Source organism: Streptomyces capitiformicae (assembly GCF_002214185.1).
Taxonomy (GTDB): domain Bacteria; phylum Actinomycetota; class Actinomycetes; order Streptomycetales; family Streptomycetaceae; genus Streptomyces; species Streptomyces capitiformicae.
The window spans coordinates 6,533,032-6,551,311 of record NZ_CP022161.1 but is presented as its reverse complement, the minus strand read 5'-3'; the positions used below and the strand labels follow the sequence as shown (position 1 = coordinate 6,551,311).

Here is an 18,280-nt window from a genome sequence, read left to right as displayed (position 1 = left end):
GTTGCCGTGGTTGTCGCCCTCGAAGTACGTCATCCCGTTGCCCGAGAAGTGCCGGTCGCCCGACACATGTCGGGTGTTCTGTGTCGCAGCGCGGTGAGCAGGGAGTCGGGGTAGGCCTCGCCGGGAGCGATGGACCTCGACGCACGGAAGATGTGCTGCGGGCCGAAGCGACGTGACAACTCCTGGTCGATCAGGGCGGCGGTCTTCTCCCCTTCGCCTGTGCGGTAGTTGATGAAGACCTCTTTCATGGTGGTGTCTCCTTCAGGAAGTGGACGAGCGGGACAGCGTGCCGAGCCGTGGTCCGAGCTGACTTACGGAAGGGTGATCCGCATGGCGGGCAAGGACCTTGGCGAGACGCTGAAGATCGGTCGTGACGGTCGCCGAGCGCACTGCCGCCACGCCGTCGAGCAGCGGTGCCGTCAGTGCACACGCGTGGTCGATCTCGCCGGCGGACGCATGGGCGAGCGCACGGCGCACGCCGTACCGGACCTGCGTACGCACCGCGTCCTGGCCGACCAGGGCGAGTTGTCGGTCGAGTTCTCGCTCGCTTCCCGTGGCCGGCCGAGAGTGCGGCAACCCCTCCCGGACGGACAAGGCGATCGATGCTGTTTCCCGTTTCCTTCTCCGAGGGCGGGGCGCGGCATTCGGGGGTGCCTCTATGTGCCGTCGCGGAGCATGGCGAACAGGACGCTGGTGCGGTGACGGGCGAGGCGGAGGAGGGCAGGCCTGTGTGTGGGGCTTCCCCCCCGACCGGGCGTTTGTCGTGGTAGGCGCGGGACCGTGGGACGCCTCGTGCAGGGCGGCGAAGACCGAAAGGAACACGGCCCGTTTGAGCTGCCGATTTCCGCCTCGGGGCGCGTGTTCGCCGTGGATCGAGGTGCCCGAGGACTTCGTGACCGGGGCGAGGCCAGTGGCGGAAGCCGGTGCCGTCCGCGACGGTGACCAGCAGCACTGCGGTGGTTCTGACCGCGACCCCCGGCATCCAGGTGGTCAGTGGGCTTCGACAATGCTGGGCGTGCCGGTTGCTGCACGCCTCCGTGATCTGACCTTTGTGTAGCCACTGGTTCTCGACGGACGTTGGTGAGGCCGTAAATCCGTTGCCAGGGCATCGGCATCTTCGATCCAATGCCTCCATGACTGCCCATGACAGCCGTACGGACCATGTGGAGCAGAACCGACGCTATTGGGATGACGAAGCGGCTGCGTGGCACGGGCCGCTCGCCCGCGATCACTGGTCACAGGCGGAACCGCGTTGGGGCTTGTGGGCCACCCCTGAGTCACAGGTTTCCGTACTTCCCTACGACATAGGCGGGATGCGGACCATTGAGCTGGGCTGCGGTACTGCCTACGTCTCCGCTTGGCTGGCCAGAGCAGGGGCCCACCCGGTCGGGATCGATCTGTCGGAGAAGCAGCTCGCCACTGCTCGCGCGATGCAGGCGGAGTTCGGCATCGACTTCCCCCTCGTCCTGGGCAAGGCTGAGAAAGTTCCCTACGACGACAACACGTTCGACTTGGCGATCAGCGAGTATGGCGCCTCGTTGTGGTGCGACCCCTATCAGTGGATCCCGGAGGCGGCCCGGCTTCTCGTTCCTGGAGGCCATCTGGTGTTCATGCGCTACTCACCGCTGTTCGCGCTGTGCGTACGGCCCGAAGGGTCGGCATCCACCACCCTGTCTCGCGCACAATTTGGCCTGAAGCGGCTGGACTGGGGAAATCACGTGCAGTTCATCCTGCCGCATGGCGAGATGCTTCGTCTGCTCCGGTCCTCCGGCTTCGTCGTTGAGGACCTGATTGAGGTCCAGGCACCCCAGCCCGCACACCGGGACTACACAGAAGTCCCCGCTGACTGGGCCCAGCAATGGCCCAGCGAGGAGATTTGGAAAGCCCGGCTGGCAGGCTGACAGGGCGTCGAGGTCACCGCGCCGGACAGTCCGGCGTTCAACTTCTCTCGTCCGGACGTGAAAAGGCTCAGTGCCAACCCAACCGTCAGGTCCGCTTGAGCTTCCTCGCGTGGCGAAATACGGGGCCGCGATTCAAGTGAAGCCGATCGGCCATGTATGTCGAGTCGGATCAGGCCGGCACCATCACGTCACCCTCGTGACCGCTACCCAGAGCACCGGCCTCACATCACGATCACGTAGATCTTCCGTACGGTTTCGATGGTCTTCCAGACACCGACAAAGCCCGGCTTCATGACGAAGCTGTCGCCAGCCCTGTAGACCACCGGCTCGCCACCTTCGGGCGTGAGTTCGACGATGCCGGCGAGGATGTGGGCGCTGCCGCTCCTCGTGCGCCTCGACCGTCGGACCACACCGCCACCGCCAACGCGCTGTCCTCGCGCTGTACGACGTACTCGCGGCGCCTCCGCCTCCACCTCCAGACAAGGTCTGGAGGTGGAGGCGGGAACCTGCCGTGCCAGTGGCGGCCGGGCCGTCTCTCTCAGCCGGTTGACCGGTCGCAGGTGACGTCCGTAACGGGCAGGCGGCCGGTGGCGAGGTAGGTGTTGACCGTCGCGTCGACGCAGGAGTTACCGAAGACGCCGTACACGGCGTGCTGGTCCGCGCCGCGGAGGGTGACCAAGCGGGAGGAGGGCCACATGCGGCGCACCGTCTGCGCGTTCCGGTAGGTGGTGCGCGGGTCACCGGTCGCGTTGACGAGCAGGGCCGGAAGGTCGCCGCGGACCGTGGTCGGGCGTTCGCGCGGCGGGTCCCAGAACGCGCACGGCCCGATGTTGTGGGTGACGGGACCGAACAACGGGTCCTGCGCGCGGGCACGTTGGACATCGCGCCAGTACACCTCGGGGGAGCGTGGCGCGGACGCGTCCCCGCACAGGATCGCTGTCTGGACACTGCCGTATGCGGAGTCGGATCCGTTCAGCAGGAAGCCGAGCGTTTCGGCCAGCCACGGCGAGGGGGTGACCGTGTGGCCGCCGGCGGCGCGTCGCATGTCCCGTACGGCCTGCGCGAGATCGGCGTAGGCGGCGTCGTTGTCCTGTGAGAGGCCGCTGAAGACGACGACGGGCACCAGATGCTCGTCCACCCGGTGGGCGCCGATCAGCAGGGGCGTACGTCCGGCTGCCGCCTGGACGCTGTCCACGGCCGCCAGCACCTCGCCCGGGGTGCGGCCCAGACCGTGGACGGTGTCACGGGCGGCTGCCCAGGTGGCCCAGCCCTTGAGAGCGTGCCGGTTGGCCGGTCCCGTGCCGCGCAGCAGCCGGGGGTTGTAGCGGCCGGGAGCGACGAGGCCGTCCAGTACGACGCGGTCGGTGCGGCCGGGGAACATCGTGGCGTACACCTGGCCGAGGTAGGTGCCGTACGAGTAGCCGAGGTAGGAGATCCTGCGCTCGCCGAGCGCGGCGCGGATGACGTCCATGTCGCGCGCGGTGTTCCGGGTGGTGGTGTATGGCAGGACGTCACCCTGGGAGGTCTGGCAACGATCGGCGAGTTCGCTGGCCAACGCCACCGCGCGGTCGAACCCCGCACGGTCCGTCCCCGCACCGCGTATGAAGGAGCCGGTGGGCCAGTGGCAGTCCAGCGGCGTGCTGCGGCCGACGAAACGGGGGTCGACGCCCACCACGTCGTAGCGCTCACCGACCTGCTTCATCGTCGTGCGCACCCACGGCGGGTCGCCGATGGTCTGCCCGCCGGGGCCACCGCCGTTGAGCAGCAGCGCGCCCGCGCGGTGGGCCGTGTCGGTGGCCCGGATCCGCGAGATCGCGACGGTGATCGTGCGGCCGTCCGGGTCGTCATAGTTCAACGGGACGGTGACATCGGCGCACTGGGCGCCCGCCTGCTGGAGTTCCTTGCCGGTCTCGTCGTCGGGTCCGAGCATGCAGCTCTTCCAGTCGAGGTGCTGTCGGTAGTAGTGGGCGAGGGGGTCAGCGGTCGTACGGGCGGGTTCTGCCGTGGCGGGCGACCCGGGGACGGCGAGCGCCCCGACCAGGCACAGGGCGGTCCCTGCCGCGGCGCGCGACACAAACCGGCGCAGGCCGTCGGTCGCGGAACCGCGCGGGTCGGCCGTGCTCGCGGCTGCGGGGCAGGTGGGGGCAGGTGGATGGGCGGCGGAAGAAGGAGTCGCACGGGCCGAGGAGGTGAGGGACGAAGCCGCACCGGACGGTGTGCCGGGGGAGGGGGAGCCAGTCATGCGGAAGTCCTTTCGGAAGGCCTGCCCTCGCAGAGGGACTTGTCGACGAGGTCCAGGAAGTCGGACTCGGCCTGGAGCGAGGCAGGCACCTCGTTCAGGGCGACGGCGACGCTCCGGCCGCCGGGACCGACGGCCACCAGCGCCCGGTGACCGCCGGGCACCGTGCCCGCGTGTCCCCACCACGTCCCGCCGCAGGACAGCGGTGTCGAGATCAGGCCCAGCCCGTAGTGGGCGCCCGGCCACAGCCGGTCGACGTCGACCTCCACCGTCCGTCGCATCTCCGCGAGCTGGGCCGCGGGCAGCAGGCGGCCGTCGAACAGGGCGGCGGCGAACCGCGTCAGGTCGCCCGGTGATGACACGAGGGCGCCGCCGACCCCGCCTAAGGTCATGTTCCAGGGGGTGCCGTCGACGCGCCGGCCGCCGCCGTCGGTGAAGTAGCTGCGGGAGTGCGCTCCTCGAATGCGGGTGTCGTCGCCGGGCCAGTAGGTGTCGTGCAGCCCGAGGGGCTTGATGATGCGGCGGGTGACCTCCGCCTCGGGGGTACGGCCGGTGACCTCGCGGACGATCATGCCGAGGACGAGGTAGTTGGTGGTGGCGTAGTGCCAGGTGCCCTGCGGGCGCGGCAGTTCGAGAGCACGCGTGACGAGGTCGTGCGGCTCGAAGTGGCGGTACCGCAGCCGCTCGGGATGCTCCCATTCGGGAGCGTCGAGATAGTCGGGCAATCCACTGGTGTGCTGCAGGAGTTGTCGTACGGTGATCAGACGGCCGTCGTGGCCGTCCCCTTGGATCAGGCCGGGCAGATAGCGGTCGACGGGGGCTTCCAGCGAGAGGCGGTGCTCGGCGACGAGTTGGAGGACGAGTGCCGCGGTGAACGTCTTGGTGACGCTGCCGACGCGCAGCCGGTCGGTGGTGTTCGTCGGGCGTCCGGTGCGCAGATCCGCCGTTCCGGCTGTCTCGGTCCAACGCCCGCAGGGCTGGCCCGCGGTGGGGTCGACCACCAGGACCGCGGCACCGGTGATGCCGTGGTGGTCGGTGAGGCTGCGCAGCACCTGGCGGGTCCGGTCGTGCGTGCCGCAGTCCACGGCAGGGCTGGAGTCCGGCGCCTGCGCGGTCGCCGTCGGGCCGGTGGCCAGCACGATGGCCGCCACCAGCGCCGCGAGACCGACGCGCTTGCCGGTCTCCGAAGTCGGTAAGAAGGTTGGCATGCCACATCACGGTAGGCACGGGCCGTCCCGTGATCACTCCGGCAGGCATGTGCTTCCGAGTTGACGCCAGCCCGAGCAGAGAGCAGGGAGAAGACCCCCTGGACGGGTTGGACCTGCTGCTGGTACGGGCGAGCCGGTGCGGCGGTTGCCCCCGCTCCTCACAAGGTCGTTGGGAAGGCCGACGACCGACGCACCATGACCGCGTCCGCCCTCCGAACGCCGGGAAGCTGCTGCCGGGCCAGATCCGGAGATCCTGGCCCCAGACGATCAGCCAGGCGGCGCCGATCCATCAGCACCACGACGACGAGCGGCAGGGCGAGGTGGTCGCCGGGCCGGACGAGAGACTGCGTGCCGGAAAGCCCACGGGCGGCGTGTGCTGGACGCGTTGTGGGGCCTTCCGTACGGGTGGTTCGCAGGCGTCGGCCCGGCCGCAGGACGAGGGCCGCGTCGACACGGTGATCGCGATGTGTCGGCCATCTGGAACCGAGTCGTGGAACCGGGTACGTCCGAGGCTGCCCAACGGAGTTTCGTGGATACGAACACGAGTAACACGGACCGTCGGGTCCGGTTGAGCTTCCTCGGCCAGGTGCCTTGGTGGGACTCCGGGGGCCCAGTCCGGCCGCACCGAATGCCCTCACGCCGGCAGGGCGGTGAAGCCTCCGACGATCGCTCCGAAGCCGACATGGGCCAAGACGGTGACCACAGGGGTTCCGGGCCCGTAGTTGCGCATCAGGAAGCCAGGAGGTTCGAGCAGGGCCACGTCAGGGGCGCTGGTCAGCGGGCTGCCCATGCGCGGGTGGACGAGCGGCAGCAGGATGTTCACCAGTGCCGTGCCGGCGAACAGGCCGTGTGCGAGTCCGAACAGGGCCCCCAGCCACCAGCCGCTGTGGTCGATGGCGAGGAAGACGGCGAAGTAGACGAACCCGAATATCTGTCCGTTGAGGAAATGCATCAAGTAGCCGATGGCCTTCGCGCGGATGCGGTTGATGGTCACCACCGTGCCGAGCAGGAAAGGCAGGTCCATGCGGGTCAGGCTCAGCTCACTGGCAGCGCGCAGCGCCGTCGTGAGCGCCAGTGTGCCGACGAAGGCTCCCGCGGCGGCTGACCACGCGCTCATCGCGACGCGTCCTTGCTTGCCCCGGTGATGGCGCCGGCGGCGCTGATCAGCGCCAGATGGCTCAGTCCCTGGGGAAGGTTTCCCAGGAAGTCGCCGGTGGCAGGGTCGATCTCCTCGCTGTAGAGGCCGACGTCGTTGGCCAGGCCGACCAGCTCGTCCATCAGCTCGATCGCCTCGGGAAGGCGGCCGGTGCGGGCGAGGGATTCGGCGAGCCAGAAGGAGCAGGCGAGGAAGGCGCCTTCGCCGCCGGCGAGTCCGTCCTCTCCCGAATAGCGGTCGACGTACGGCCCGTGACGAAGGTAGCGGGCCAGCGTGGTGATCGTGGACCGTATGCGCCGCTCATCGCCGTATCCGTAGAGGTGCCCCAGCAGGACGGCGGCGTCCAGATCCTCGCCGTCGGCGGCGCGAACGTAGCTGTCGCGGGCGGATGAGAAACAGCGGGTCTCGATGAACGCGGTGATCTCGTCGCGAGCGGCGTGCCAGCGGTCCACATGCTGGTCGGGGATTAGTCCGCGGCGGGCGAGGTCGGCGGCGCGGTCGAGCGCGACCCAGCACATCATCTTGGACTGGGTGAAGTGCCGGGGCGTACTGCGCACCTCCCAGATGCCCGAATCGGGTTGCCGCCACCTCGTACAGACCAGGTCGGCGAGCTCCACGAGGCGTCGCGCGACGTCCGCGTCCAGCCGTCCCGCGGCCTGAGCGTACAGCCAGGCCGTCTGCACCAGCTCGCCGTAGATGTCGAGCTGTGCCTGGCCGGCCGCGGCGTTGCCGATGCGGACCGGCCCCGAGCGCCGGTAGCCCTCCCAGGGCAGGGTCCGCTCAGGGGTGCGATGGCCGCCGTCCAGCCGGTACAGCACCTTGAGGTCGGGGTGGGTGAGCTGGGAGGCGTGCATCAGCCACCAGAAGTAGGCGTGCGCTTCCGCCGGGCAGCCCAGCCGCAGGAAGGCCGCCAACGTGAAGGCGGAGTCGCGCACCCAGGAGAACCGGTAGTCCCAGTTGCGCTCGCCGCCGATCTCCTCCGGCAGTGAAGTCGTCGCTGCGGCGGCGATCGCACCGGAAGGGGCATGGACGAGCAGCTTCAGGACCAGCAGGCTGCGCATCACCGCTTGATGCCACCGCCCCGTGTACAGGCGGCCCTCGACCCAGCTCCGCCACGCCGCGCTCGTGCCGTCCAGGCGCGCCTCGCACTCGCGGCGGGCGGGCAGGACGAGTGGCTCCTGCTCGGCGAACGGCATCGCGATCATGGCGCGTCGACCCTGTGGCAGCTCGAATCGGCCGCTGATCACGCCCCCGTGGCATTCGGGTTCGCCGGCATCCCACGCGCAGACGGCGAGAGCGCTGCTGCCGGCTGTCGCCACCGGGACGCCCGCACGCCGCGCGAGCCGTGTGCGGTGGGTGCCGTAGGCGAAGCAGGGCTTGACGCTCCAACGCAGCGGCACGGACCCGGACAGCCCGTCGACGCGCCGCAGCAGTTCCCGCATCGGTGTCAGTGCGGTGTCGTCGTGCAGGGTGAGCGCGTCGGTGACCCGCACCGAGCCGGTGTGGGTGAGGAAGGTCGTCTCCAGCACATTGGTGCCGGGCAGGTAGCGGCGCTCCGTCCGGTAGGGCACCACCGGCTCGAGCCGGAACCCGCCCCCGCCGGGGGCGTCCAGGAGGGCGCCGAACACGGCGGGGGAGTCGAGGTCGGGCAGGCCCAGCCAGTCCACCGACCCGTCACGTGCGACCAGGGCGGCGGTGCGGCCGTCGCCGATCACCGCGTACTCGCGCAACGGAACATAGCGACCCGTCCGCGAGCCCTCGGCCCAGAGGCCAGGCCCAGGCGATGGTCCTGGAGAACAGCTGAAGCTCCCCATGACACCACCATCCCACCGGCTTCCGTGCGCCGCCGAGGGGCTTCAGCGCGGCTGCCGCTCGCCGTGATAGCGCTGGGCGAGCCGGGCGAGGGCCACCGCGCCGAGCAGGAGGCCGAAGTCGCGCAGCGCGATGTCGTAGTAGCCGGGGATGCTCAGCAGATTGACGATGATCCCGACGAGCCATCCGGCCACCAGCCAGCCCCCGAAGCGCGGTGCGAGGGCCACGACGATGCCCGCGACGATCTCGATGACACCGACGGCGTACATGGCGGCCTGCGCACTGCCCGGAACGACGTCGTCGATCCACGGCGCCAGGTAGGTGGGCCAGTCCACGAGCAGGTTGGTGAATTTGTCCAGCCCGAACAGGATCGGCGCCACGGTGAACCCCGTGCGCAGGATGACGAATGCCTGGTAACCGGGGTCGGTGAGCACGGAACGCCAGGGGGTGGCGGTCGTGGTGGTTGTGGTTGCGGAGGACATGGCGCCCCTCCTTCTATAGGCAACTCTCACTATCAATAGAAGCGCGCCAGCCTTCTTTAGTCAATGGCTGTGGGTTTTACACTGGTGTTCGTGGACCACCCGAAGGAAGCGCCCCGCCCCGACATCTCCGCCGTCGCAGCTCTCGACGAGCCGACCCGCAGGAGGCTCTACGACCATGTCGTTCGCCAGCCGGAGCCCGTCAGCCGCGACGAGGCCGCCGGAGCTCTCGGACTGGCACGTCAGACCGCGGCCTTTCACCTGGATCGGCTGGCTGACGAATCACTGCTCGACGTGGTCTACGAGCGGCGCAGCGGCCGCACCGGGCCGGGCGCGGGCAGGCCGGCCAAGCTCTACAGGCGCTCCACCAAGGAGGTCACTGTCAGCCTGCCGGAGCGTCACTACGAGCTGGCCGGACGGCTCCTCGCCCAGGCCGTGGAGGAATCCGAAGTCACCGGAGAACCGGCCCGCGCCGTCTTGCTCCGGACAGCCCACCAGCTCGGCGAACAGCTCGCGGGCGAGAACAGCCCAGGTACGACAGATGTGTTCGACCTGCTTGAGCGGTACGGGTTCGAGCCCCGCCATGATGGTGACGACATCGTGCTGGGCAACTGCCCCTTTCACGCGCTCGCCCGCCTACACACCCAGACGGTCTGCGGCATGAACCTCCACCTGCTTCGCGGCGCCCTCCTGGGGCTGGAAGAAGACGGCCTCCAGGCCTGCCTGGAGCCCAGCCCCGGCCACTGCTGCGTCCGCCTTCGACCGGCTACCTCCCGGCCTGCGACCGCGAGCTCCTGACCCACACTCACGCGCGGTCCGGCAGGCTCTTCCCCGTCAAGCGAGGAACGCGTCGCGAACTTCGCCGCAGCGATCGGCGATCACCTGTCGCAGCGTGTCGATGCCATCCTCGCCCGGAAGCGCACATCCCGAACTCGTCCACGGCGGCTGACCCGCCTGCGCGGTGACGGCCCTGACGCTGTCCATCGCCGTCCATCGCCGTCCATCGCCGTCCATCACCACCGGGCCATCGACGGGGCCGCGGGTGCCGATGCCGTTCAGGAGCGGGTGGGTCCCTGCTCGGGTGGCCACCACGGCATCCCGCCGCGGGCCGTGCGCGGAGAGCCCGCGACGTACCCTACGACCGGGATGCCCGGTCCTTGCCGTCGGCCTCAGCAAACGGGGGGTTGCCCTAACGGAGTTTGGCGGATACGAACAGGGACAATCCGAGCCTCCGGGTTCGGTTGTCGCTCCTTGGGTTGTCGCTCCTTGGCTGAGGGCCGAGGCATGACGGCTGTAGGTCTCAAGTCCGGCCGGCCTCTGTCGCCGTTCGTGGTCCGCTCGTGGTCCTTTCCGTCGTCGGCGGCGGTTCAGTAAAGCTGTCAACCGACGTCGAAGAGATTCGGCAGTCGGAGGAGGTAACGCGTGCGGTCGTGGCGTTTGAGCGCCTCGAACTCGGGGTCCGGTACAGCGGGGTGACGGTGCATCGCTCGGCTGCCGAACCGATCCTGTCCAGCAGGGCGTTGACAGCCTGCCGGGCTGAGGTGTTGGCGCCTTCCATGGTGGCCAGATCCATGGGCACGGCCACATAGTCGCCGGACAGGAAGAGGTTGGGGATCTTCGTGGCCGACCGCGGACGGTGGTGCAAGGTCCCCACTGGATGGATGAGCAGCTGTTCCTCGTTGACCGGGTTGGGGGTGCCGAGTCCGTCCACGGCCGGATCGAGGAACCATGAGTGCAGCACGGAGTCCTTCAGGACCATACGACCGCTGTCGTTGAGCGCCGCCTTCAACTGCGCCCACACCTCGCGGGCGACTTCGGTGCGGGTGCACTGCTTGGCCGTCTTGCCGTACAGGATGCCCGGCTGGTCCCACTCGGAACCATCAGGGCGAGGAACAGCATGCAGCAGGCGAAGGCCGCGAAGACGGTGAAGACGGTGAAGACGGGGAACGGGCTTTCGGCGACCAGTTCGTACGCGGCGGCGTGTCCGTACACGGCGGCGGCAGGCTCGTACGCGATGGTCATCGTCCGCCCTCCCGGCGGGCCAGCAGACGCTCGGCGACCGGATCGAGATGAGCGGCGGCGTAGCGGGCGTACCACTGGACGGCGCCCGCGGTGGCGGCGCACAGCACCAGGCCCGAGGCGAGGCCGACGGACAGCGGGCCGAGGAGGACCGCGCCCATGAAGTCCGGTGCCACGGCGGCGAGGACGACGTTGAGCAGGTAGAGACCGAGCACCGCACCCGTCACGGCACGATGCTCAGTCCGCGAGAAGGACTTGGCGTCGGAGGAGGTCGAATCCGGCCCGGCCGTACCCGTCCCTTATGATCCGCTTCACCCTGTTGACGTTGCCCTCGCCCTTGCCGGAGCTCCACTCCAGGGCGAGTCCGGTGGCGACGGCATCGAAATCCTGCCGTAGGCCACGGGCCAGGCTCCGCAGTGGCTTCAGCCCGGTGTGCTCGGCACGGGTGAGCCAGCTGCCGAGGTCGCTGCCGCGGCGCTCGGTCATCATCTGGGCGAAGGCACGCACGCAGTCGGCGACGGCTGCCGGCAGCCAGCCCCAAGTGTGGAGCCTTTGCGCGCCGGATGCGAGTCGTCGACGTGCCAACGGATCAGCAAGTGTGTACCGCACCCTGGCTGCCGGACGGCGCATGCTGGTGGCCCTGGACGACGCCGCGAACGCGGAGCAACTCAAGATCAAGATGGCCTATTTGCTTCTGTGAAACCGGTGGGATGGGCCGCACCATGACAGCGCAGGGTTTCAGGCTTGTCGAGACAGGAGCCACACATGCCCCCCACATCCCGTCTGGCCGCAGCGGTCTGTGCCGCTGTAGCTTCCATCAGCTTGGCCGGTTCCGCTCATGCGGCCGATGACGGCCGCCAGTACGTCGGCTTCATCGCGCCGCCCACCGGGCAGTCCATCCTCTTCCAGTACAAGGGCTCGCAGAATCCTGACTGGGCTTCCGCCTGCTTCCGCTGGCCGGGCGGTGTCAACCGTGGTGAACCCGCCAGCGCGTTGAACGGACTGGAGGCATGGAACGCCTACCGCCAGGCGTGGGAGAATGCCGGCATCTGGAGTAAGCCCTTCCGCAAGTGGTCCATCAGGGCCGAGCTCTACAGCGGCGGACACTGCGATGGTGCCAAGGTCGGCCTGAGGAAGGAGTCCCCCTTCCGGTCGAACGATGGCAGCCAGGTTTACTGGATCGACTTCCGGTAGGACACTGCCGCGCTGCTGTCCCAGAGGCGTTCGGCGCTTCTGGGGGCGTTCTTCACGGTCCCAGCCGTCTCGCCGGCTCCAGCGCCACCATCACACGCCCGACGCTTCCGGCCGGTGTGAGCCCTGCCGTTCGCGGCGTCAGGCTCAATCACGCAGTCCTGCGGATCCGCAGGACGAAGCGGAGGCAGCCGGGCGGCAGGTGCGCCATCGCCTCAAACGCCACCGCGCGGTCGCCACGAGACACGGCGAGCTTGCCGTCCGCTACGAAGCGACTGCGCTGGTCACGGCCATCAATGAGTGGCTGTGACCAGCACTTTCGGACTCCCTGGCGTGCCAGGAATTGGCAACGATCTTGTTGCCGAGTGTGTCCAGCCGTGATGACCTCTGTATGGATGACCGGCATGGGCGAGGAGAACCCATGAGTTCAACGGCAGTTGAGGACCTACGGCCGCTGTACTCGGTTTGGGACAAGCGGGCGGCGCCATCGCGAACGATCTGGTCGCGGCGGGGGCGCGCGTACGTGGCTATGACCCTGAGGTGCCGGCACCCGCGGGTGTGATGCGTTGACTCCAGCCGCCGGTTGGGGCTGGCGTTGAGCGGAGTAGTCGATCTCGTATTCGTGGGGCGGGATGTCTCCGATCGTGCTGTGGAGCAGCCGTTGGTTGTTGAACCAGCCGACCCATTCCGCGGTGCCGAGTTCCACATCGGCGAGGCCGTGCCAACAGGGCTTGATCAGCTCCGTTTTGCAGAGCCGATCTGGGACTCCATGAGCGCGTTGTCCAGGGCATCACCGACGGTGCCGACCGAGGCGTCGATGCCGGCCTCGATGAGGCGCGCGGTGAACGCGAAAGACGTGTACTGCCCGCATCCGAATGATGAACCAGCACCCATCCAGCGGGAGTTCCAGCACGGTCGCGCCGCCACAGGGCCATGTCGAGGGAGTCCAGGACGAGCTTGGCCCGCTTGCTGGTGGCTGCGGACCAGCCGACGATCGCCCGGGAGGAGACGTCCACGACGAACGCCACATAGACGATCCCGGACCAGGTGGCCACGTAGGTGAAGTCAGCAACCCACCTCTCGTTCGGCCGGGACGCGGTGAAGTCGCGTTGCAGCAGGTCGTCCGCCCGTTCATGCCCACCGTCGCGGACAGCGGTGCGGATCTTCCTGCCGCGTCGGGTGCCCTCCAGGCCCAGCTCGCGCATGAGCCGGGCGACGGTGCAACAGGCCGCGGGTATGCCCTCGCAGTGCAGCTGCCGCCAGACCTTCCGGACCCAGTAGACGCCGTAGTTGTCGGCATGGACCCGGCTGATGTGCGCTTTCAACTCCGCGACGCGCACCGCCCGGCGCTGGGTGTGCGGTTCTTGGCGGCGTAGTAGGTGCTCGTTGCGATCTTCAGTCCGTGGCCGGACAGCACACGGCAGATCGGCTCGACCCCGAACACCTTCTTGAACTCGTCGATGAATGCTACGAGCGCTTCGACGGCCGGTCGAGCTCGGCCGTGCAGAAAGCCGACGCCGCCTTCAAGATCTCATTGGCCCGCCGCAGTTCGGCGTTCTCGGCCCGCAGCTGCTTGATCTCCGCAGCCTCCTCCGACGTCGTGCCGGGCCGCTGACCGGCGTCTTCCTCGGCCTTGCGGACCCAGGTCCGCACAGTCTCCGCCGCGCCGATGCCCAGCTTCGCCGCGACCGCCTTCATCGCGGCCCACTCGGTCGGATAGTTCGGACGGATCTCGGCGACCATGCGCACCGCACGCTCACGAAGCTCAGCAGGGTAGGGGGACGGACGTGCCATGACTCGATCCTCTCAGGGAATCGAGCCTCCATCAGACCCGGAGCGGTTCATGGGGGGTTGATCCCGGTCGTACGTACCCACTTCCCTGCCTCCGGCGACGCAGCCGAGCCGGGGAAGGCGCGAGGTGCTGCTCTGTACCAGACCACGGCATGACTGCGGCGGGCTCCAGCACCTCGGGAGAAAGCAGCTTCCAGGTACTGCCGGACGAGAGCCCGAAAAAAGCTGACGTGAACACGTCGGCTTCTTCGGTCGGAGCGGGCCCGGACCGGGCTGCCGACCACATGGGCCCCGCCAGGGTTCAGGCCTGTACGGGAAGAGGCAGCCCGGGCCGCCCGGCGTGCTGTGGCCGGGCAGACACCACCCGCGCGCCGCTGTTGGTCCGCCGTCAGGTTGTCGACATCTTCGAGCCCGCTCGCGAGCTGGAGCGACCGTCCACCCTTGCCTTCGTTCCGGGTGCCGAGGGCCTCATTGAGGCCGAGTTGAGGCCGCAAGGACAGGCACAGACCGACAAGGAAACCCGCACATGACGAGGGGCGGCGGACCGAGACCCCGTCCGCCGCCCCGCTCACCGGGTCAACTCACCTGTCAGCGCCCCTTGAAAACAGGCGCCCTCTTCTCCACGAACGCGCTCATCCCCTCCCTCTGGTCCTCTGTCGCGAACAGCGCATGGAACACGCGCCGTTCGAAAAGAAGCCCGTCGCGCAGACCGGTCTCCAGGGCCCGGTCGACCGACTCGCGGGCGGCCGTGACGGCCGGGCGGCCGTAAGAGGCGATGATCGCGGCGGCTTCCGTGCCCTCGGTGAGGACGCGGTCGTCTGGGACCACCCGCGACACCAGGCCCGAGGCCTCCGCCTCGCGGGCGCTCATCGTGCGGCCCGTGAGGATCAGGTCCATGGCCTTGGCGCGGCCGACCAGGCGGGTGAGCCGCTGGGTGCCGCCGATGCCGGGAATCACGCCGAGCTTGATCTCCGGCTGGCCGAAGACCGCCGACTCGCCCGCGATGATCAGGTCACACATCATCGCGAGTTCGCACCCGCCGCCCAGCGCATAGCCGTTGACCGCCGCGATCTTCGGCGTTCGGAATCCGGCGAACTCCTCCCAGCCCGCGAAGTAGTCCTCAGCGGCCATGTCCACGGCCGACTTCCCGGCCATCTCCTTGATGTCTGCACCGGCCGCGAAGACCTTCTCCGAACCGGTGACGACGAAGCAGCCGACGTCCGGGTCGCGATCCAATGGGCGGAGTACGTCGAGGAGTTCGGCCAGCAGCTCGCTGCTGAGGGCGTTCAGGGCGTGCGGCCGGTGGAGTCGTACCGTGACGACGCGGTCATCACGTTCGATCTTGACGGTGTTCATCGACTCTCCCTCTCTCCTTCTCTGCTGCCGGTCCGTTACGAGTCCCAGATCGCGCCGTACGCGGGAATGCCGCGCCGCTCGAGACCGTGAACGACCTGCCAGGTCAGCTTCTTGTTTGAGATGCAGATGACAGCTTCGGCACCGAAGTCGCGGTACGCGGTGTACGCGAGCCGCACCATGTCCGGTTTGCCGTGCCGCGAGGTGTCCCAGACCAGCGCGTTCGGCTGAACGGCGAGGATCTCGTCGACCAGGTCGTCACCGTAGGTCCTGCGGGGATCACGCGTCGCCCACACGAGCCGTGAGGGCACCTCAGCGGCCAGCAGATGCGGCAGACAGGGACCGATACCGCTGCCGGTGGCGACGTAGATCACCTTGCTGAACAAGGTCTCGATATTGGCGACCCCGGCTGTGGTGATGCCCTTGACCCAGACCTTCGGGGGCGCGTCGTCGATGAACGAGCCCGTCCAGTCGCCCGCACGGGAGATGGTCAGCCGGAAGCCAGGTTCGCTGGGTGAGGGCACGTTGGCGAAGGAGTGCCACTCGGTGAGCGGGCTGCGGCTGATTGCGGTGGAGGACCCCGCGAAAGGGGTCACGCCGTAGTCGAAACGAGCCAACACGACGTGCGTGGAGGGCTTTTCGATCCGTACGTCCACCTTGCGCAGCCGCAGCCAGGGCAGGGCGACGCTGAAGGTGACCACGGCCAGCACCCCGAGGGCGACCGGCCCCTGCCCGCTCAACAGCGTATGCGTCCAGAACAGCGCGAGGGCGCTCCAGCCGCCGAAGCGGTGGATCTTCTCGAAGTGGTCGTGGAAGCGGGAGCGGAAGGCAGGCAGGGAGGTTATGACGATGACGACGAGCAGGGCGACCAGTACCCAACTCACTGTGATGAGCGGCAGGTTGGCGCCGTCGACGGTCATCACGAGCGTCCCGGCGACGAACCACACCGCTCCGGCCAGTGCCCCGCCCACGTGCAGTCCGCCGAAGTGGTACACCTTTCCGAGCGTCCATCGCGCCTTCAGCGGCCAGCTCGTCGGAGCCCAAGTCGCCAGCCGGAAGAAGAGGTTGATGACGTACTGCTGCCGTACAACCACTGCGAGCGCGAGGTTCAGGAGGGCCGCGTAGCCGATGGCCTCGGCGTTCGGTGGCCAACTCATCGCCAGTAAGCCGATGTTGGCCAGCACCACCAGGGCCGCCAGACGGTTGTAGTGCATCAGGAGGGGGTGTTTGAGGAGGCGACGGGGCGCGGACGTGAGCGGAGGAAGTTCGGCGAGAGCCGCGGGAGGGACGGGAGGCGCTGCGTGCGTTTCGCCTCCCACCTCGACGGACGAGACCTCAGTGGACGAGGTCTCAACGGACGGCGTCATCAGACCGCCCCCTCTCGCACCGCCGACACCGGCAGCAGGGCTGCTCCCTCGCCATGAACCGTCACCGCCCGCCCGGCCTCCTCCCGTTCCGCCGCCAGCCGCAGCAGTGCCGCCCGGTCGACCTTGCCCCGGTCCGTCTCCGGCAGCGCGGCCACCGGGAGGACCGTGGCCGGCACGCAGTAGTACGGCAGTACGTCGGCCACCGCGCGCCGGGCCGTGTCCGGGTCGACGTCGGCCGGGCAGACGAAGGAGATCAGGCTGCGGGCGTCCCGCTTGAGTGTGACGGCGCGGGAGCAGCCCGCCACCGACTCCAGCACCGAGGAGACGGAGTCGAGTTCTACGCGGAAGCCGCGGACCTTGACCTGGTCGTCGGTACGGCCCAGATGCTCGAGTTCGCCGTCCGGCGTCCAGCGGCCGAGGTCGCGGGTACGGAACATGCGGCGTCCGCCGCCGAGGAAGGGGTCGGGGGCGTACCGCTCGGCGTTCAGTGCCTCGTTGTTCAAGTAGCCCGCCGATACGCAGTCACCCCCGGCCCACATCTCGCCGACCTCCCCGATGGGCAGCGCACGCCTGTGCTCATCGAGGACGTACACCGTGTTGTTGGGGGTGGGGCGGCCGATCGTGAGCAGTGCGTCGTCCACGCGGTGGTGGCGCATCGTGTTGACGATCGTCGTCTCCGTGGGCCCGCAGGAGTTGTGGAAGGCGGACCGCCGGGCCCAGGCGTCCGCGAGCGGGCGCGGGCACGGCTCGCCCGCGACCGCCACCGTCCGCACGTGGGGGCAGTCCGCCGGGTCGATCCCGGACAGCACCGTCGGCGTCGCGATCAGCACGTCCGCCGTACGGGCCGCCGCCGCGACGTCCTTGCCGCGGACGACGAGCGTGCCGCCGTGGGCGAGACAGCCGAGGATCTCCCAGGCGGCCATGTCGAAGGCGATGTTGAGGAGCTGGGCGACCCGGTCACCGGGGCGGATGCCCAGGTCACCGGGTGCGGTGAGGAGGATGTTCGCGACGTTGCGGTGGGTGACCTTCACTCCGTTGGGCTTGCCGGTCGTGCCGGAGGTGAACAGGACGTAGCACCCGTCGTCGGGGCGTACGGGCCGCTCGAGACGGACCGGCCCTTCCGTGGTGAGGTTGGCGAGATCGTCGTCGAGCGTGATCAGCCGGTGTCCGGTGTCAGCCGGAGGCACCCGCTGCGTGTGCTCCGACTGAGTGAGGACGACCCGGGTTCCGGCGGTGCGGATGACGTGCCGCAACTGGGCGGCTGGGGTGAGACCGATGTCCTGCGGGACGTACGCGGCGCCGGCCTTCAGCGTGCCGAGCAGCCCGACGAGCATCGGGATGGAGCGGCGTAAGAAGAGGCCGACGTGATCGCCGGGCCGTACGCCCTCCCGTACGAGTCTGGCCGCGAGCCGGGTGGCACGACGGTTCAGCTCGCCGTATGTGATCGTCGTTCCCTGGTGCTCGGCGGCGACGGTGTGCGGCGCGGCGGTGGCCCACCGTTCGAAGGCGTGGTGGACGAGGGGGTCGGAGACGGGGACTTCAGGACCTTGGCCGAACTGCCAGAACAGGGCCCTGTCTTGGGGGGACAGATGGCTCAGGGGCATGCTTCACAGACCTCCTGGCTGTGTGGGGAGAAGATGCCTCGGGCTACTGAACGCTGACGTGCCTCGATATGTGGATATGTCGAGCATCGTGCGGGGGTGCAGGGCGACACCACCGGAGTCCGGTGGCGGCTCAAGTAGCTTCAACGTTCAATGTGGGCTG

At 68.8% G+C, this 18,280-nt stretch carries 18 protein-coding genes and 3 pseudogenes; 3 read left to right on the top strand and 18 right to left on the bottom strand.

Annotated features, from left to right (window positions below):
* Window positions 1–29: 29 nt before the first annotated feature.
* The 3 genes and pseudogenes from CES90_RS29180 to CES90_RS29170 all read right to left on the bottom strand — a co-directional run.
* On the bottom strand, window positions 30–248 hold the full coding sequence (locus CES90_RS29180) for a hypothetical protein (RefSeq protein ID WP_229913864.1): 219 nt from the start codon (window positions 246–248) through the stop codon (window positions 30–32).
* Window positions 249–261: 13 nt separating this feature from the next.
* A complete protein-coding gene (locus CES90_RS29175; protein ID WP_373313354.1) occupies window positions 262–594 on the bottom strand; it encodes a hypothetical protein in 333 nt (110 codons plus the stop codon).
* Between the two features lie 62 nt (window positions 595–656).
* A pseudogene (locus tag CES90_RS29170) lies at window positions 657–1,009 on the bottom strand (transposase); the annotation flags it as partial.
* A gap of 124 nt (window positions 1,010–1,133) precedes the next feature.
* Between CES90_RS29170 and CES90_RS29165 the strand changes: the two are divergent.
* Complete coding sequence (locus tag CES90_RS29165; RefSeq protein ID WP_189783475.1) at window positions 1,134–1,901, top strand: class I SAM-dependent methyltransferase; 768 nt, start codon at window positions 1,134–1,136, stop codon at window positions 1,899–1,901.
* 221 nt (window positions 1,902–2,122) lie between these two features.
* Here CES90_RS29165 and CES90_RS29160 read toward each other — a convergent pair whose 3' ends face one another.
* The 6 genes from CES90_RS29160 to CES90_RS29135 form a co-directional block, all read right to left on the bottom strand.
* A complete protein-coding gene (locus CES90_RS29160; RefSeq protein ID WP_229913865.1) occupies window positions 2,123–2,311 on the bottom strand; it encodes a cupin domain-containing protein in 189 nt (62 codons plus the stop codon).
* Window positions 2,312–2,439: 128 nt separating this feature from the next.
* Entirely contained in the window at window positions 2,440–4,143 is a 1,704-nt protein-coding gene (locus CES90_RS29155; protein ID WP_189783476.1) for an alpha/beta hydrolase, read from the bottom strand.
* Window positions 4,140–5,348: a serine hydrolase domain-containing protein gene (locus tag CES90_RS29150; protein ID WP_189783477.1), complete on the bottom strand. Its 1,209-nt coding sequence runs from the start codon at window positions 5,346–5,348 to the stop codon at window positions 4,140–4,142. The genes CES90_RS29155 and CES90_RS29150 overlap by 4 nt, the downstream gene beginning before the upstream one ends.
* 634 nt (window positions 5,349–5,982) lie before the next feature.
* Window positions 5,983–6,465 (bottom strand): hypothetical protein, encoded by a 483-nt coding sequence (locus tag CES90_RS29145; protein ID WP_189783478.1) that lies wholly within the window; start codon window positions 6,463–6,465, stop codon window positions 5,983–5,985.
* Complete coding sequence (locus CES90_RS29140; protein WP_229913866.1) at window positions 6,462–8,234, bottom strand: glycoside hydrolase family 15 protein; 1,773 nt, start codon at window positions 8,232–8,234, stop codon at window positions 6,462–6,464. Before CES90_RS29140 ends, CES90_RS29145 begins: the two co-directional genes overlap by 4 nt.
* 126 nt (window positions 8,235–8,360) lie before the next feature.
* Entirely contained in the window at window positions 8,361–8,798 is a 438-nt protein-coding gene (locus CES90_RS29135) for a DoxX family membrane protein (RefSeq protein WP_189783480.1), read from the bottom strand.
* 84 nt (window positions 8,799–8,882) lie between these two features.
* Between CES90_RS29135 and CES90_RS29130 the strand changes: the two genes are divergently transcribed.
* The gene (locus CES90_RS29130) at window positions 8,883–9,593 is read left to right on the top strand and encodes a helix-turn-helix transcriptional regulator (RefSeq protein WP_229913891.1); all 711 of its coding nucleotides are present in this window, start codon (window positions 8,883–8,885) and stop codon (window positions 9,591–9,593) included.
* 36 nt (window positions 9,594–9,629) lie between these two features.
* On the opposite strand, the gene CES90_RS29125 is transcribed toward CES90_RS29130, so the two are convergent.
* From CES90_RS29125 to CES90_RS29105, 5 genes and pseudogenes are all read right to left on the bottom strand, one after another.
* Window positions 9,630–9,884 carry a hypothetical protein gene (locus CES90_RS29125; RefSeq protein WP_189783482.1) on the bottom strand — a complete coding sequence of 85 codons (255 nt, stop codon included), beginning with the start codon at window positions 9,882–9,884 and terminating at the stop codon, window positions 9,630–9,632.
* 290 nt (window positions 9,885–10,174) lie between these two features.
* Window positions 10,175–10,677, bottom strand: a pseudogene (locus tag CES90_RS29120) (FAD-dependent oxidoreductase); the annotation flags it as partial.
* Window positions 10,581–10,817, bottom strand: coding sequence for a hypothetical protein (locus CES90_RS29115; protein WP_189783632.1), 237 nt, complete (start codon window positions 10,815–10,817; stop codon window positions 10,581–10,583). The pseudogene CES90_RS29120 and the gene CES90_RS29115, both read right to left, overlap by 97 nt.
* Window positions 10,814–11,041: a DUF485 domain-containing protein gene (locus CES90_RS29110; protein WP_189783483.1), complete on the bottom strand. Its 228-nt coding sequence runs from the start codon at window positions 11,039–11,041 to the stop codon at window positions 10,814–10,816. Before CES90_RS29110 ends, CES90_RS29115 begins: the two co-directional genes overlap by 4 nt.
* 10 nt (window positions 11,042–11,051) lie before the next feature.
* On the bottom strand, window positions 11,052–11,303 hold the full coding sequence (locus tag CES90_RS29105; RefSeq protein ID WP_189783484.1) for a transposase: 252 nt from the start codon (window positions 11,301–11,303) through the stop codon (window positions 11,052–11,054).
* A 333-nt stretch (window positions 11,304–11,636) separates the two neighbouring features.
* Between CES90_RS29105 and CES90_RS29100 the strand changes: the two genes are divergently transcribed.
* Window positions 11,637–12,008, top strand: coding sequence for a hypothetical protein (locus tag CES90_RS29100; protein WP_232791334.1), 372 nt, complete (start codon window positions 11,637–11,639; stop codon window positions 12,006–12,008).
* 580 nt (window positions 12,009–12,588) lie between these two features.
* Here CES90_RS29100 and CES90_RS29095 read toward each other — a convergent pair.
* The 4 genes and pseudogenes from CES90_RS29095 to CES90_RS29080 form a co-directional block, all read right to left on the bottom strand.
* Window positions 12,589–13,799: pseudogene (locus CES90_RS29095) on the bottom strand (IS3 family transposase); the annotation flags it as partial.
* Window positions 13,800–14,384: 585 nt separating this feature from the next.
* Window positions 14,385–15,152 carry an enoyl-CoA hydratase-related protein gene (locus CES90_RS29090; RefSeq protein ID WP_189783486.1) on the bottom strand — a complete coding sequence of 256 codons (768 nt, stop codon included), beginning with the start codon at window positions 15,150–15,152 and terminating at the stop codon, window positions 14,385–14,387.
* 35 nt (window positions 15,153–15,187) lie between these two features.
* Window positions 15,188–16,516 carry a ferredoxin reductase domain-containing protein gene (locus CES90_RS29085; protein ID WP_229913867.1) on the bottom strand — a complete coding sequence of 443 codons (1,329 nt, stop codon included), beginning with the start codon at window positions 16,514–16,516 and terminating at the stop codon, window positions 15,188–15,190.
* On the bottom strand, window positions 16,516–18,120 hold the full coding sequence (locus tag CES90_RS29080) for an amino acid adenylation domain-containing protein (RefSeq protein WP_189783487.1): 1,605 nt from the start codon (window positions 18,118–18,120) through the stop codon (window positions 16,516–16,518). The genes CES90_RS29085 and CES90_RS29080 overlap by 1 nt, the downstream gene beginning before the upstream one ends.
* Between the last annotated feature and the right edge of the window lie 160 nt (window positions 18,121–18,280).

Excerpts from the sequence above, each read along its gene's own strand:
- CES90_RS29180 (WP_229913864.1), bottom strand. The coding sequence starts at position 248 with ATGAAAGAGGTCTTCATCAACTACCGCACAGGCGAAGGGGAGAAGACC.
- CES90_RS29165 (WP_189783475.1), top strand. The coding sequence starts at position 1,134 with ATGACTGCCCATGACAGCCGTACGGACCATGTGGAGCAGAACCGACGC.
- CES90_RS29155 (WP_189783476.1), bottom strand. The coding sequence starts at position 4,143 with ATGACTGGCTCCCCCTCCCCCGGCACACCGTCCGGTGCGGCTTCGTCC.
- CES90_RS29150 (WP_189783477.1), bottom strand. The coding sequence starts at position 5,348 with ATGCCAACCTTCTTACCGACTTCGGAGACCGGCAAGCGCGTCGGTCTC.
- CES90_RS29145 (WP_189783478.1), bottom strand. The coding sequence starts at position 6,465 with ATGAGCGCGTGGTCAGCCGCCGCGGGAGCCTTCGTCGGCACACTGGCG.
- CES90_RS29135 (WP_189783480.1), bottom strand. The coding sequence starts at position 8,798 with ATGTCCTCCGCAACCACAACCACCACGACCGCCACCCCCTGGCGTTCC.
- CES90_RS29115 (WP_189783632.1), bottom strand. The coding sequence starts at position 10,817 with ATGACCATCGCGTACGAGCCTGCCGCCGCCGTGTACGGACACGCCGCC.
- CES90_RS29105 (WP_189783484.1), bottom strand. The coding sequence starts at position 11,303 with ATGATGACCGAGCGCCGCGGCAGCGACCTCGGCAGCTGGCTCACCCGT.
- CES90_RS29090 (WP_189783486.1), bottom strand. The coding sequence starts at position 15,152 with ATGAACACCGTCAAGATCGAACGTGATGACCGCGTCGTCACGGTACGA.
- CES90_RS29085 (WP_229913867.1), bottom strand. The coding sequence starts at position 16,516 with ATGACGCCGTCCGTTGAGACCTCGTCCACTGAGGTCTCGTCCGTCGAG.
- CES90_RS29080 (WP_189783487.1), bottom strand. The coding sequence starts at position 18,120 with ATGCCCCTGAGCCATCTGTCCCCCCAAGACAGGGCCCTGTTCTGGCAG.